This window comes from Arthrobacter sp. KN11-1C (assembly GCF_052180225.1).
Taxonomy (GTDB): Bacteria; Actinomycetota; Actinomycetes; order Actinomycetales; family Micrococcaceae; genus Arthrobacter.
In genome coordinates this window covers 1,079,723-1,094,586 of record NZ_CP197467.1, presented here as the reverse complement: position 1 = coordinate 1,094,586, position 14,864 = coordinate 1,079,723, and the positions used below count along the sequence as shown (strand labels likewise).

At 61.2% G+C, this 14,864-nt stretch carries 14 protein-coding genes; 11 read left to right on the top strand and 3 right to left on the bottom strand.

The window, feature by feature from the left end:
- Positions 1–50 precede the first annotated feature (50 nt).
- Positions 51–881 carry a fumarylacetoacetate hydrolase family protein gene (locus ACSBOX_RS05195; RefSeq protein ID WP_442545088.1) on the bottom strand — a complete coding sequence of 277 codons (831 nt, stop codon included), beginning with the start codon at positions 879–881 and terminating at the stop codon, positions 51–53.
- 1 nt (position 882) lies between these two features.
- On the bottom strand, positions 883–1,764 hold the full coding sequence (locus ACSBOX_RS05190; RefSeq protein WP_442545087.1) for an IclR family transcriptional regulator: 882 nt from the start codon (positions 1,762–1,764) through the stop codon (positions 883–885).
- A 134-nt stretch (positions 1,765–1,898) separates the two neighbouring features.
- Here ACSBOX_RS05190 and ACSBOX_RS05185 point away from each other — a divergent pair, with 134 nt between their 5' ends.
- The 10 genes from ACSBOX_RS05185 to ACSBOX_RS05140 all read left to right on the top strand — a co-directional run bounded on the left by ACSBOX_RS05185 (position 1,899) and on the right by ACSBOX_RS05140 (position 11,978).
- A complete protein-coding gene (locus tag ACSBOX_RS05185; RefSeq protein WP_442545086.1) occupies positions 1,899–2,627 on the top strand; it encodes a ribonuclease activity regulator RraA in 729 nt (242 codons plus the stop codon).
- The gene (locus ACSBOX_RS05180; RefSeq protein WP_442545085.1) at positions 2,624–3,118 is read left to right on the top strand and encodes a nuclear transport factor 2 family protein; all 495 of its coding nucleotides are present in this window, start codon (positions 2,624–2,626) and stop codon (positions 3,116–3,118) included. The genes ACSBOX_RS05185 and ACSBOX_RS05180 overlap by 4 nt, the downstream gene beginning before the upstream one ends.
- A gap of 49 nt (positions 3,119–3,167) precedes the next feature.
- Positions 3,168–4,379, top strand: a complete 1,212-nt coding sequence (locus ACSBOX_RS05175; protein WP_442545084.1) for an extracellular solute-binding protein — start codon at positions 3,168–3,170, stop codon at positions 4,377–4,379.
- Positions 4,380–4,414: 35 nt separating this feature from the next.
- Positions 4,415–5,551, top strand: coding sequence for an ABC transporter ATP-binding protein (locus ACSBOX_RS05170; RefSeq protein WP_442545083.1), 1,137 nt, complete (start codon positions 4,415–4,417; stop codon positions 5,549–5,551).
- Complete coding sequence (locus ACSBOX_RS05165; RefSeq protein WP_442545082.1) at positions 5,548–6,459, top strand: ABC transporter permease; 912 nt, start codon at positions 5,548–5,550, stop codon at positions 6,457–6,459. The genes ACSBOX_RS05170 and ACSBOX_RS05165 overlap by 4 nt, the downstream gene beginning before the upstream one ends.
- Before the next feature lie 2 nt (positions 6,460–6,461).
- Complete coding sequence (locus ACSBOX_RS05160; RefSeq protein WP_442545081.1) at positions 6,462–7,358, top strand: ABC transporter permease; 897 nt, start codon at positions 6,462–6,464, stop codon at positions 7,356–7,358.
- Positions 7,348–8,523, top strand: a complete 1,176-nt coding sequence (locus ACSBOX_RS05155) for a mandelate racemase/muconate lactonizing enzyme family protein (protein ID WP_442545080.1) — start codon at positions 7,348–7,350, stop codon at positions 8,521–8,523. Before ACSBOX_RS05160 ends, ACSBOX_RS05155 begins: the two co-directional genes overlap by 11 nt.
- Positions 8,524–8,533: 10 nt before the next feature.
- Positions 8,534–9,427: an SDR family NAD(P)-dependent oxidoreductase gene (locus ACSBOX_RS05150; protein ID WP_442545079.1), complete on the top strand. Its 894-nt coding sequence runs from the start codon at positions 8,534–8,536 to the stop codon at positions 9,425–9,427.
- 30 nt (positions 9,428–9,457) lie between these two features.
- Entirely contained in the window at positions 9,458–10,975 is a 1,518-nt protein-coding gene (locus ACSBOX_RS05145) for an aldehyde dehydrogenase (NADP(+)) (protein ID WP_442545078.1), read from the top strand.
- 112 nt (positions 10,976–11,087) lie between these two features.
- Entirely contained in the window at positions 11,088–11,978 is an 891-nt protein-coding gene (locus ACSBOX_RS05140) for an aldose 1-epimerase family protein (RefSeq protein ID WP_442545077.1), read from the top strand.
- A gap of 111 nt (positions 11,979–12,089) precedes the next feature.
- Here ACSBOX_RS05140 and glmM read toward each other — a convergent pair whose 3' ends face one another.
- A complete protein-coding gene (glmM, locus tag ACSBOX_RS05135) occupies positions 12,090–13,454 on the bottom strand; it encodes a phosphoglucosamine mutase (RefSeq protein ID WP_415987148.1) in 1,365 nt (454 codons plus the stop codon).
- A gap of 158 nt (positions 13,455–13,612) precedes the next feature.
- On the opposite strand from glmM, the gene ACSBOX_RS05130 reads away from it, so the two are divergent.
- Positions 13,613–14,851 (top strand): glycosyltransferase, encoded by a 1,239-nt coding sequence (locus ACSBOX_RS05130; protein ID WP_442545076.1) that lies wholly within the window; start codon positions 13,613–13,615, stop codon positions 14,849–14,851.
- Positions 14,852–14,864 lie beyond the last annotated feature (13 nt).

The window sequence follows — 14,864 nt, the reverse complement described above, 5'->3', positions numbered from 1 at the left end:
AAGGACTTCTCTGCACTTTGCAAAGCAGGTGCTTCCCGCCCCGCGCCGTCTTAGGAACTGAAACTTCGGCGGACCGTTGCTGCCACTGGATTGATGAGGCTTCCTATACCTTGAACTTCGACCTTTGTTTCGTCGCCCGGGGAGAGGAACCTGGGTGGCGTCATAAACCCGCCGCACCCTGATGGGGTACCTGTAAGAATCACGTCCCCGGGGTGCAAAGTGAAGTGCCGGCTAAGGTAAGAGATCAACGTCTTTACGCCAAAGACCATGTCGGCTGTATTCCCGTCCTGAACGATTTCGCCGTTTACCCAAGTCCTGATCCGGACGTCTTGGGGATCCGGAATCTCGTCCGCTGTGGTGATGATCGGGCCGAGCGGACAGAATGTGTCCAGGCCCTTGCCTCGGACCCATTGCGGGTCCGCCCGCTGCACGTCCCGGGCGGATATGTCGTTTGCCGCGGTGTATCCGAAGACGAAGTCGAGCGCGTTTTCTTCCGGGACGTTCCGGGCTGTTTTGCCGATGATGACCGCGAGTTCGCCTTCCCAGTCCGCCTCTGCGGTCACGCCTGCGTCAACAATAATGGGCTGGTAGGGGCCTACCACGCTGGATGAGAGCTTCGGGAAGAGGTAGGGCGTCTGGGGAGTCGGGAATCCCATATCCCTAATCGTGTCTTTGTAATTGAGGCCGATACCGAAGATTGTTCCTCCCGGATACGGAGCCAGCAGGTCGGGGTGGGCCTGAGGCTCCTCCGCAGAATCGATTTGCTGCTCTCCGCCAGCTACCACTGCAGCAAGGTCCGTCTGGATCAGGAGTCTCCAGACGCCTGCATCTTCTACCGCGAGACGGCTGCGTCCCTCATGTGCAAGTCGTGCGATCTTCAAACTATCCTCGTTTTCCCGCTGCGGCAGCGGAGTAGTTGATTGCCGGGTCATAACCGAGGCGACGGGAGATGGCTTCGGCGGTGCTGGCTACTACGGCGCCGATCCGTGGCAGCTCGGGGGTGATGCGGTCGGTTACGCCAGCGACGCTGATGGCGGCCACCGGCCGTCCCATGTTGTCGCGGATCGCAGCACCGCAGCAGGTGCTTGAAGGGTCAATCTCGCCGTGGTCCTCGGACCATCCGCGTTCGATGGTGCGCTGGATTTCATCCTCCAGCTCCTTGCGCGACGTGATCGTCTTCGGTGTGAAGGCGTGATAAACCATTTTCGACATGATTTGATCCCTTTCCTCCGGCGGCAACGCTGCCAGGTACGCCTTGCCGACAGATGTGCAGTGCATCGGGCGCCTTGCACCCACATCGCCGTGGACGGCTACCGTCTGTGGACCTTTGTCCCTGTAGATGAACACCATCTCGGTGCCCCGGGGGATACCGAGATTTACTGATTCCCGTGTCTGCTGGACTAGCATCCGCAAGTACTCGGGCGCTACTTGCGCAACATCGCTGGACTGAACGGCGGCAAGGGCCAAGCGGGCGGCGGCAGGGCCAAGATGCCATACCCCTGCGTGCCCGATATCGTCAACGTACCCGCGCTGCCGCAAGCGCTCCACCAATCTGTAGGTTGTGCTGCGGCTTACCCGCACAGCTGCCGCAATCTCCCCGGTGGTGGCCCCGCCGCGGGTGGTCGCCAGGAAATCCAGAATCGACAGGCTCCGGTCCAGAGCTGAAGCGGCAACAACTTCCTTCAGCAGATGACCCGGCACCCCCGTCCCACTCGCTGAGACTCCGTTAGCGGTCCCGTCCCGCTCGTCGATAACTTCAGTCATTTCAGTGCTTCACCTCACAATCCGCTAGGTAATTTTCGATCGCCTGACCTAGCATCGAGCGTATCAGAAGTCCCAATCAGCGGGACGGCTTCCTAAAGAATGAAACTTTTGCACAAGCTAATGAGGAGCAGGAATTGGGTACAAATCCCCAGCAGGTCGAGTTGGACCCTCAGGTCCTGGAGACCCTGAAAAAGGCAAGCACCGCAACTCTGGCCACCCAGTTGTTCAAGCACGGGTTGCGCCAGCAATTCCTGGTGGGGGTATCGCCGGTCGGGCAGGTTAAAGAAACCTTCGCGGGCGAAGCATTCACCATGCGGTTCATCCCCGCCCGTGAGGACCTGGACACCCTTGAGGGCCTGGCCGATGCGGACAACCTCCAATGGGCAGGTGTAGAACGACTTCAGCCCGGACAGGTCATGATCATCGACAGCCGCAGTGATATCAGCGCCGCCTCGGCCGGTGACATGCTGGTGACCCGCGCGATGCACCGTGGAGCAAGGGCGTTCATCACTGACGGCGCCTTCCGGGACGGCTCAATCCTGGAGACCTTGGATATTCCAACTTATGCCAGGGCCATAACGGCGACGACGCGTCTGACCAGTTTCCATGTGGCGGATCTTCAGGTACCCGTCGGTTGCGCGGGTGTGGCTGTTTACCCCGGGGACATTGTTGTAGGCGATGCCGACGGTGTGATTATCGTTCCACGATCACTCGCTTCGGTGATCTCCGAGGACGCGCTGGAACAGGAAACCCGTGAAGCTTACCTTCATACGCGCGTCCACAACGGAGAGTCACTTTTGGGTATATACCCGCCTAATGAGAAGACCATGGCTGAATATCAGGAATGGAAGGCCTCCCGGTGACTTCGAACGAATCCCGGACTGCTACCGGATATGAGGCCCTCATCCGTGCTTACTTTGATGGCTGCAATGAGGCTGACGTGGAAAAGATCACCGCGTGTTTCACGGAGGATGCCGTCCATTACTTTCCTCCCAGCATGTACGGCGGGGCATGGCACGGCGGCCGCTTCATCGCTGAGCGGTGGGCCCACTTTGTTGCCACGAAAGGCTCGGCCTGGACCATTGATCGACTCGTCGTAGCACCGGACTCCCACCAGGCAGTCATCGAGTGGACCCACTACAAGACCCTGGAGGGAACCGTCCTCCGTGGGGATGAATGGTACGTGTTCGATGAGGAAACCGGCCTGATCAAAGAAATACGTGCGTACTACGCAGCAGCCCAGCACCCCGGGGTGATCGTCACAGAGCTCGAAGGGTTCGACTATTCCGGCCGGGGATATCACCTCGAATGCCCCATCCCACGACCCAAAGCCAGCGAAACCGCTGACGCCTGAACCCCACTTCAGCCGCCCGCATGGCGGGCACGAGACAACGGAGACTCCCTTGAAGTACTTGAAGACCCTTGCCGCCATCTCGCTGGCCGGCTCGCTGCTGCTCACCGGATGCGGAGCGCCCAAGCCCCCGGGTGCTGCGGACGCCCCCGCTGGGGACGTAAAGCTCCCTACGGAACCGCTGACCATCAACGTCGTTGACGTCGCCGGAAACCTTCAGCTCAGCCAGAAGATTTTCGATAATTACCAGAAGACACACCCCCAACTCGTCAAGGAGTTCACCTTCCAGAAGGTCAACGCTCCTGAACTGGTGGGCAAACTGCAAGCCCAGCAGAAAGCAGGGCGCCTCGATATCGATCTCGTCCTCACCGGGTCTGACGGTATGGCCTCCGGCTTGAAGCAGGACGTATGGTACGACCTTCTTGGGCAACAGAAGGCCAACCTCCCGGATCCCGCTAAGATCTACGACAAAAACGTGAGCAAGTTCCAGGAACTAGCCCAAGGCAAGGGCCTATCGTTCGTGTTTTACCCGAGTGGCCCACTCTTGGAATACGATCCGGCCAAGGTTCCCAACCCGCCCAAGACGCCCCAGGAACTCCTCGACTGGGCAAAGGCCAACCCCAACAAGTTCTTCTACGCACGTCCCGCGAACTCCGGCATCGGCCGGGCATTCCTCATGGGTCTGCCGTACATGTTGGGCGACAAGGATCCTAAGGACCCGGTCAATGGCTGGGATAAAACGTGGGCCTACCTGAAAGAGCTCAACCAGTACATTGACTACTACCCAACGGGCACCGCGCAGACCATGACGGAACTGGCACAGGGAAACCGCTGGATGGTTCCCACCACCACCGGCTGGGACATCAATCCCCGTGCGATCGGCCAGGTTCCAGCAGGAATGCAGGTCAGTGCGTTCAACAACTTCACCTGGGTGGGTGACGGCCACTTCATGGCAGCGCCCAAGGGCATTGCGGGAGAACGCCTTGCCGTGGTCATGGATTTCATGAAGTTCGCGCTGCAGCCTGAGCAGCAGGCTTACACCTACGATTCCGGCTACCTCTACCCGGGGCCGGCTGTCAAGGACGTTCCGCTGTCCATGGCCCCGCAGGAAAGCCAGGATCTGATCAAGAAATTCGGCCGCCCCATGTACGACGAACTCATCAAGAGCCAGCCGCTGGAGATCCCCCTCAAGGCCGACGCCATGGTTTCCGCTTTCGACCTCTGGGATCGGAACATCGGCGGAGCCAAAGTACAGAAAAAGTGACTGTTTCAACCACTCGGTCAAAGGAGACAACGAACGTGAACAGTATCAACGCAAAACCAGAGCTGGGCCGGCTCCGGCTCCAGGGCGTCACCCGAAAATTTGGTCCGATCACTGCCCTCGACCACCTGGACCTGACCATCGAGGGCGGGGAGTTCATTGCCCTCCTGGGTCCATCCGGATGCGGCAAGTCCACAGCCCTGAGCTGCCTCGCCGGGCTGCTGCCGCTCAGCGAAGGTGCGATCTGGGCCGATGACGTCCGGATCGACACCCTCCCGTCCGAAAAGCGTGAGTTCGGCATGGTCTTCCAGAATTACGCGCTCTTCCCCCACCTGAGCATCCGCGACAATGTTGGCTTCGGTCTAAAGGTCCGGGGCGTCAATAAGCAAGAAATGCGCGCCAGGGTGGACGACGCCCTTGCCATGGTCGACCTTCAGGAACATGGGTCCAAGCTCCCCGGACAGCTTTCAGGTGGCCAGCAGCAGCGCGTGGCCATTGCCCGCGCCGTAGTTCTGCGGCCTCGCCTCGTCCTCATGGACGAGCCCCTGTCCAATCTGGACGCCAAGCTCAGGCTGCAGATGCGCACGGAGATCCGCCGGCTGCACCAGAGCCTGAAGCTCACCACCATCTACGTGACCCACGACCAGGAGGAAGCCCTCGCCCTTGCCGACCGTGTTGTGGTCCTTCGCCGGTCGAAGGTGGACCAAGTTGGATCCCCTGAGGAGGTCTACAACCGGCCAATCAACACCTACGTCGCTTCCTTCATGGGGTTCCGTAACCTGTTCTCGGTCGAGGCCACGTCGCCCGAGGGCGAACAGGGCATCGTCGGAGCCCGCTCGCACGGCAATTCGTATCAGGTTACCGCTCAACGCCCCATCCAGAACGGTAGGGCCATCATGGCCGTTCGGCCGGAGGATTTCGAACTCGGCCCTGTGGACGGAAACTCGCTCCGGGTGCGTGCAGTCGTCGTCGAATTCTCCGGCCACTCGTTCATCGTGGAAGGCGTCACCGAAGCCGGTGAGGTCATCCATCTCAGGCTCAAGGACAGGGTCCGCGCCGGGGACGTCTTCGAGGTTGGATTCTCGCACCACAGTGCGCTGCTGTTCACCGGCGATGAATGCTCTGACGACGTTGTCCAAGCCGCAGCGTCCGTCCAGGTAGAGGTCTTCTCATGACTTCGCTAACCCAACATACCGATACGCCGAAGCTCAACTTCCGCCATAAGCTGGCAGACCGCGGCATCGACCCCTTACTGGTGCTGCTGCTGCCGGCCGTCCTGCTCCTCGGCGCCCTGTTCTTATACCCGATGTTTTACGGCGTCAGCATCTCCATGGATCCTTTGAACGGCGGTGGACCGTTCGCCAACTACGTGAACTTTTTCACGGACCCATTCCAGTCATCCACCATTTGGAAGACCTTGGGCTTGGCTCTCCCCGCCGCGCTGATCAACGTGGGCGCATCCGTTCCCATCGCCATGCAGATGCGCCGCAAGTTCAGAGGAAAGCGGATGCTGACGGCCATCCTGGTCCTGCCTGTGAGTCTCGGGACCGTCCTGGTCGCTGACGGCCTGTTGCGCTACTTCTCCCCCACCGGCTGGTTCAACCAGGTCCTCCTTGGACTGGGACTCGTGGATGAACCCGTCCGGCTCATCTACAACTACGCGGGCGTCCTGTTCTCCCTGATCATTACCGGCTTCCCGTTCGCCTTCCTACTGACCCTGTCCTACCTCTCGGGCATCGATCCCACACTGGAGCGGGCAGCTGCGACGCTCGGGGCCACGAAGTGGCAGCGGACAAAGTACATCGTCATGCCCTTGCTCGCACCCGGCCTGGCCATGACCTTCTGCCTAACGTTCGTCCTGGCATTCGGCGTATTCCCCTCAGCAAACCTTGTGGGCGAGCCCACTGGCTCCACGCGGGTCCTGTCCATCGCCGCCTATCAAGCAGCATTTGAGCAATATGACTTCTCCCTGGCTTCCGCTATCGCGGTCATCATGGGCGTCGTAGAAATGATTATCATCGGCGCGGTCCTGTTGCTGCGCAGCCGCTTTTACGAAGGATCCACAGCAGGAGGTAAGGGCTGATCATGACAACGACAACTGCTTCCCCAACCAAGCCGCGGCGCTCAACGGACCCGCAGACGGCGCCGCCGAAAAAGAAACGCTCTATCCTTCAGATCATTGTCTGGGTCGCCGTCGGATTCTTCCTGCTCAACCTGGCAGGAATCATCCTCTCCGTCATCGTTAACGCCCTCGGCACCACCTGGTTCCGAGGACCCCTACCTGAGGCCTTCACGTTCGAATGGTTCGGCCAGGCGTGGCAGGAATTCAAACTAGCAGATGTGCTGTGGACCACTCTGCAGGTGACCTTCAGCGTCCTGGCACTGTCGCTTGCCCTCGGCGTACCGGCAGCCTATGCGCTCGCCCGGCGGGACTTCCCGGGCAAGAAATTGGTCATGCTGCTCATGCTGCTGCCTGTGATGCTGCCTCCAATCACCTACGGCGTCCCGCTCGCCACCTTGATGTATCAGCTCCAGCTCGCTGGGTCACTCACCGGCGTGATCCTGGTGAACCTCGTTCCCGCACTGCCGTTCGTCATCCTTGTCATGACGCCCTTCATCGGACAGCTGGACCGGAACCTCGAATCGGCGGCGCGGATGTGCGGCGCCAACACTTGGAAGATGTTCCGTATGGTTCTCGTGCCGCTCCTCACCCCCGGCATCCTTGCCGCCGGTGTACTGATTCTGGTCCGCACCGTTGCCATGTTCGAACTTACCTTCCTGGTTGCGGGGCCGAAGAGCGAAACCCTGATCGTGGCACTGTACTCCGCGGCCTTCTCCACGGGCATCCGCAGCGCACAAACCATAGATGCCATGGCCGTGATCTACACCGTGATGACGTCAGTGCTGCTGATGATCGCGCTCCGCTTCGTCAACCCCACCCAAATCGTCGGACAAGTGAAGGGTGCCGCAGATGATGAATAGCCCGACCACTATCCAGCGCATCGAAGTGTTTCCGCTGGAGCACAAACTGCAGGACGGCGGGTTTGGCGCTTCAAAGGTGCGGGTGGCCGCGCGAACAGCGACCCTCGTGAAGGTAACTACCTCGGACGGAATCGTCGGATGGGGCGAATCCTTCGGCCCACCCCGCCTCATGGCAGCCCACCTGGAAGACCTCGCCCGGGCCGTCATCGGACAGCCCCTTGAACTTCGGGAAGGCGCATGGCTGGACCGGCTCAGCACCAGCTATCACCTGACCAAAGGAGGGCTGCATGTCGCCGCCATCAGCGGGTTGGACACCGCCATGTGGGACGCCTCCGCAAGGACCTACGGAGTTCCGGTTTCCTCCCTTCTCGGCGGCCGTCTACGCACTCACGTAACCGCCTATGCATCCACCGGTTACTACCACGAAAAAGGTGACAGCGGACCCCTCCGCGCGTACATCGAGGAAGCCGTGGACGAAGGCTTCACGGCTGCGAAGATCAAGATCGGTTCCGGTGTCGCAGGTGACGTGGAACGCACCGGCATCACAAGGGACCTCTTGGGCCCTGACGGGCTCGTCATGGTGGACTATAACGCCAACGCCACAGTCGACACCGTCCTCGCTTCGCTCAGGGAGGTTTCAAACTTCAATCCCTATTGGGTGGAGGAGCCGTTGCCGCCGGACGAAACTAACGGCTGGGCTATGCTGCGGAACCAGACTGGGCTGCCGCTGGCTGCAGGAGAAGCGCTCTACACCCGGTTCGGTTTCCGTGACTACATCGCTGAGAAACGGATAGACATCGTCCAGCCCAACCTTTCGGTCTGCGGCGGATTCACCGAAGCCAAGGTCATCGCCCAGATGGCCACCGCGTGGAACCTCCGCGTCGCGCCCCATGTCTGGGGAACGGGAGTTCTCATTGCCGCCACTTTGCAACTGCTGTCCACGCTACCGGCCTCCCCCTTCGGGGAAAGGAACCCGTACCCCCCTTTGCTTGAATACGACCGGGGCGAGAATCCCTTCCGCGAGGGGGTTCTCATGGAACCGATCCTGGCTCGTCGTGGCGAGGTCCAGATCCCGACCGGGAACGGTCTGGGCGTCGAAATCAACGAGGATGCCGTGCGGATGTGGGCCCTGCCCACCCATACGCTCGACATCACCTCCCCGTGAAAGAGAAGGCATGAACAACCAGCCAGCCAACACCACCTGGACATCCCCGGAAATCACTATTGGCCATGGCGCCCTCAGGGGCCGGACAGCGTTCATTACCGGTGCAGGGCGGAACATCGGCCGAGCCATCGCGATCCGCTGCGGGGCCGAAGGAGCGCGCGTTGCCGTAAACGATGTTGACGCGGCTGCCGCTACGACCGTCGTGGACGAGCTACTCGACGCCGGCGTGGAAGCCTATGCCGCTGTCGGTGACATGTCCGACTTCGCCCAAGTCGACCGGGTATTCGCGGAAACTGAGGAAGCGCTGGGCACGGTCGACATCCTGGTCAACAACGCCTACGTCCGTTGCGGCGACACCGCCTGGGGCAACTTCCTCGCCGTCGAGCCCTCCGACTGGGAACTGTTCGTCAGCAAGAACATGAACATGCTCTACGGCTGCACCCAGCGCACATCGCGCGCCCTGGCCACCCAGGGGAAGAAGGGGGCGATCATCAACATCAGCTCACATGGAGCTGAACGTGCACACCGCAACCACATCCCCTACGACTCCGTTAAAGGCGCAATGGAGTCCTTCACCCGCGCCGTCGCCGTCGACCTCGCCCCGTGGGGCATCCGCGTCAACGCCCTACGCCCTGGCGCAATAGCTGTCGAGGGAGAACCACCCATGTGGGACGGCAAGAAGGATCTTCGCGCCGCCCAGATCCCCCTGGGCCGCGCCGGAACCCCAGAGGACATCGCAGCTGGAGTCATCTTCCTGGCCTCAGCCGAATCAGCGTTCGTCACCGGACAAACCTTCAACATCGACGGCGGCATGCTGGCCCAGGGGCGGGCACCCCAGGTCGAAGGCGTGCCCGTCATACACCCGGGAAACGCCCCGACCGTTGCCCCGACACTCTTCCACTGACCCCTCCCCCAGAGCCAAGGACCCAGCACTATGACCACCATTGCAGGCACCAACCCCTACACCGGAGCCCGTCTGGACCCGGTAGCAGAAGAAAGCACCCCAGCCGATGTTGACCGCATCGTCGAGAGCGCAGGGAAGGCCATCGCCTACCTCGAGAGTATCGGCAGGACAGGACGTGCCGCGCTGCTTCACGTCCTCGCGGACAGCATCGACCTGAACGCGGAAGAACTCATCAAGGCCGCTGACGAAGAGACCGGAATCGGCCCGGCCCGCCTGACCGGGGAACTGAAAAGGGCAAGCTACCAGATGCGGTTCTTCGCCGAAGTCCTGCTCGAGGGCAGTTACGTGGAAGCGACCATCGACACCGCCGGAGACACCCCCATGGGGCCGCGCCCGGACCTGCGCCGGATGCTCCAGCCGATCGGCCCCGTGGCCGTCTTCGGATCCAGCAACTTCCCCTTCGCCTTCTCCGTCATCGGCGGCGATACCGCGTCAGCCATCGCCACAGGATGCCCTGTCGTGCTCAAGGCCCACAGTTCCCACCCCCGAACCTCCAAAATCTCGTACGACATCATGGCCGCAGCAGTAACTAATTTCGGAGCACCCGAAGGAATCCTGGGAATAGTTTTCGGTCAGAAGGCGGGAACCGCCCTTGTCAGCCACCCCCTCATCCAGGCTGTCGGATTCACGGGCTCCTTGGGGGGCGGCGCCGCACTCATGGGAGCTATCAGCCGCCGGCCACAGCCCATCCCCTTCTATGGCGAGCTCAGCAGCCTCAACCCCCTCATTGTCACCCATAGCGCCGCCGCCGAACGGGGCGTGGATATCGGTGCTGGCCTCGCGGCATCCGTCACGACCTCGGCAGGACAGCTGTGCACCAAGCCCGGCGTCGTATTCGTCCCCCAAGGACCAGAAGGCGACAGCCTCGTTGAAAGGCTCGCCGACGATCTGTCTTCCAGCAGCGTTTCTCCCTTGCTGAACCGCAGGATTTTCGAGAGCTACGCCGCCATTACCGACGCTTTGGACGGCGAGGCGGACGTGGAGAGGGTCGCCACCGGGAAGGCCCCGGACGAGGGGGGATTCCGCGTTACTCCCACCGTTTACAGCATCCACGCCTCCCGGCTGCGCCGGGAAACCGTCGAGGAATGCTTCGGCCCCTCCGCTCTCATCGTCCGCTACGCGACGTTGCCCGAGCTCGAACAGGCACTGTCCATGATCGATGACTCCCTAACCATGACCATCCACCTGGGAACGGACGATGACGACCTTGCGCACCGGCTCACAGAACTCGGAAGGGCACGAGCCGGCCGGATCATCTACAACGGTTACCCAACTGGCGTCAGCGTGGCATGGGCCCAAACCCACGGAGGGCCCTGGCCATCGACGAACTCCCTGCACACCTCGGTTGGAGCAACGGCCGTCCGCCGCTTCCTCCGCCCGGTAACCTACCAGGACGCTCCAACGACCGTCCTCCCCGAGGAGCTCAAGACCGGCGAAATCATTGTTCCTACCCGGATCAACGGCCGTCTAAGCCTTCCAAAGAAATGAGCACGACTGTGAGCGCCGAAGGCCCATCCGCGTCTCAGGGGAATTCGGCCGACCCCTCGCAGATGCATTGCCCGGAAGACTGCGACTTCTGCGCCAGCCCGGAGACTGACTGATGCAGGTTCAGCTTCAGACCGACCGGCTCCGCGCCGTACTGGACTCCCAAGGCGCGGAGTTGGTTTCCCTCCAAGACAATACGGGCAGGGAACTGCTCTGGACAGCAGGACCGGAATGGCCCCGCCACGCCCCCATACTGTTTCCAGTTATCGGACGACTCGTCTCCGACGTGCTGCGCCACCGCGGTACCGAATACCCGATGACCCAGCACGGATTCGCGCGAGACTGCGGTTTCGCTGTCCTTGAAGCCACCGATCAAACGGTCAGGTTCCTGCTAAGCAACAGCCCTGCCACCGAAGCAATGTTTCCCTATCCCTTTTCCCTGGAAATCGACTGGTCCCTCGATGGGCCCTCACTCGACCTCGCCATCACCCTCACCAACACGGGCAAAGAACACCTGCCTGCATCTTTGGGATGGCACCCGGCCTTCCGCTGGGATCCCACCCCCGGCTGGCACCTTCTGTTTGACGCACAGGAAACAGACAAAATCCGGCGCGTGAATGCCAACGTTCAACTCAAGGAAGCAGCGGATCCAACACCGGTCCGTGACAAAATCCTCCCGCTCACCGAAGATGAATTCGCACATGGAGCGATCATTTTCGAGTCACTGCAAAGCCGCACCATCCGATACATATCTCCCACGGGACCTGTCTTCGACCTGGCCTTTGCCGGCTTTACACATTTCACGGTCTGGAAGCAGACGGGTGCAAACTTCATTTGCCTGGAGCCATGGGCAGGCCTGCCGGTTCTGGCATCGTACCGAGGGGAAGCACTTACCAGCCCCGGGCAGATGCTGCTCCAACCCGGGGCAAGACGCCAGTTCAATTGCCGCCTCACCGCCGATGGCTGGACGAATAAGACAGAGACAACCCTTGGAGTGTCTGTATAGCGGTGGACACTCCGTTTGAAGACCAGGACTCCGGGATCAAGGAGCAGACTAACCGAGCTCTTCGAGTTGCTGCATGGCCCTCGCCCGGGAACGGTCTTGCAGCCTTGGGGCTTAGAGCGCCAGTTCGTGCGGAATCGCGAGACGGTCTTCGACGACGCCGGCGAGTTCGGTGCATATGCGGGTGGCGGTTTCCATGTCCGCTGCCTCCACCATCACGCGCACGAGCGCTTCGGTGCCCGAGGGCCGCAGGAGCACCCGGCCAGTATCACCCAGCTCGAGTTCGGCGGCAGCCACGGCAGCGGCCACGCCTTCGTCGGTAGCGGCGCGTGATTTGTCCACGCCCTTCACGTTGATCATGAGCTGTGGCAGCTTGGTCATGGCGCGCGCAAGGTCCTTGAGGGTTCGGCCAGTTCCGGCCACCTGGGCGGCAATCTGCAGGCCGGTCAGGACGCCGTCGCCCGTGGTGGCGTAATCCGAGAAGATCACGTGGCCGGACTGTTCTCCACCAAGGCTGAAGCCGCCGTCGCGCATTGCCTCCAGGACGTAGCGGTCCCCCACTGCGGTCTCGCGGAGGGTGATTCCAGCGTCACGCAAAGCGATCTTGAGTCCGAGGTTGCTCATCACGGTGGCAACCAGGACGTCGTCCTTCAGTTTTCCGGACTTCTTCAACGCCAGGGCCAGGATCGCCATGATCTGGTCACCGTCAACCTCGTTGCCTTCGTGGTCCACGGCAAGGCAACGGTCGGCGTCGCCGTCGTGGGCAATGCCGAAGTCGGCACCGTGCTTGACCACCGCTTCCTTGAGCTGGCCAAGGTGGGTGGACCCGACGCCGTCGTTGATGTTCAGGCCGTCGGGTTCCGCGCCGATCACCACAACTTCGGCGCCGGCACTGGCGAAGACCTGCGGGGAACAGCCGCTGGCCGCGCCGTGGGCGCAGTCCAGTACAACTTTGAGACCCTCGAGGCGGTGCGGCAGGGTGCCGAGCAAGTGGACGATGTAACGGTCCTCGGCGTCCGAGAAACGCTGGATGCGGCCGACGTCGCCGGCCACGGGACGCGAGGGTTCCTTGCCGAGTTGGGCCTCGATCGCATCCTCGACTTCGTCCGGGAGCTTCTGGCCGCCGCGGGCGAAGAACTTGATGCCGTTGTCCGGTGCCGGGTTGTGCGAGGCCGAGATCATGACCCCGAAATCGGCGTCGAGGTCGGCGATGAGGTAGGCCGCTGCGGGCGTGGGCAGTACACCGGCGTCGTACACGTCGATGCCGGAACTCGAAAGTCCGGCTTCCACAGCTGCGGCGATGAACTCCCCGCTTGCGCGCGGATCCCGGGCGACCACGGCGCGGGGCCGCGTTCCGTTGGCCGCACGCTCGTGGCCAAGGACCACCGCTGCTGCTTGGGCCAACTGAAGAGCAAGCTCCGCGGTGAGCAATCCATTGGCGAGACCACGCACGCCATCTGTTCCAAATAATCTAGCCATCGCGTCCCAGTCTAGACGACGGCCGTCGGGGCCGAGGGAAGCAGTGACGGAGAACGCTTTTACCCCTTAAACTGCGCAATCGCAAGAGTGGAACTACTCGACTTGCGCTTTTTCCTCCACTCTAGTAAAGGCCCTTAACAAGTATCTACGATTACCGCATGACACCTAGCTCTGGGGGCTTGGCGCTCGAAATAATCGTCCCCGTTTTCAACGAGTCCGCCATACTCGAAAGAAGCATTTACCGGCTCACCGATTACCTTTCCCGGGAATTGTTGTACAGCTGGAAAATCACCATTGCGGATAACGCGAGCACGGACGCGACCGGTCTGATTGCGCGGAAGCTCGCTGAAGAGGTTCCCAATGTCAGTTATCGGCGCCTTGAGACAAAAGGACGGGGTTTCGCGCTCAGAGACGCCTGGACATCGTCTGAAGCCAAAGTACTGGCATATGTCGACGTAGACCTCTCAACCGATTTGGCGGCGTTGCCCCCGCTTATTGCCCCCCTGCTTTCCGGCCATTCGGATGTCAGCATCGGCACCCGGCTTGGCCGGACTTCCAGAGTGGTCAGGGGTCCCAAACGGGAGTTCATCTCGCGGAGCTACAACCTGCTTCTCAAACGGACAATGCAGGTACGGTTTTCCGATGCCCAGTGTGGTTTCAAGGCCGTCCGGGCGGAAGTGGCGCATCGGCTGCTTCCTTATGTGGAGGACAACTGCTGGTTCTTCGATACCGAGCTGTTGATTTTGGCGGAGCGGGCAGGTCTTCGTATCCACGAGATTCCAGTCGACTGGATCGACGATCCTGACAGCAGGGTGGATATCCGCCAAACCGCCGTCGACGATATCAGGGGCCTCGTGCGCGTCGCAGGTTCCATGATGAAGGGAAATATCCCTTTGCAAGCGATATACGCGGAGCTGGGGCGAGGGCCTATTGCCGCGCCAACGCGTCCGAGTTTCTTCGGCCAGGTGGTGCGTTTCGGAATCGTCGGTGCGTTCTCCACTCTCGCGTTTGCTTTGCTATATCTGCTGTTCCAAGGCCCGTTTGGCCCCCAGCAAGGAAATTTCCTGGCCTTGTTACTCACGGCGATTGCGAACACGGCAGCAAACCGCCGTTTCACGTTCAGGATCCATGGACCCGAGCGGCAGTTCACCCAACAGTTTCAAGGCCTTGTAGTGTTCCTGGTCGCTTGGGGGATCACTTCTTCTTCCCTGCTACTACTACATGCCATCCATCCGGACGCGTCGCCCAGCACTGAGTTGTTGGTCCTGACCAGTGCAAATATTTTCGCCACTTTAGTCCGCTTCGCCTTGCTCCGGATCTGGGTTTTCCGGGTACGGCGCTCGGAGGAACGGCGCAGCGTGATCGTCATTAAACAGCCGACGGCATCCGCCCTTTGATCCTGGTGTCCCA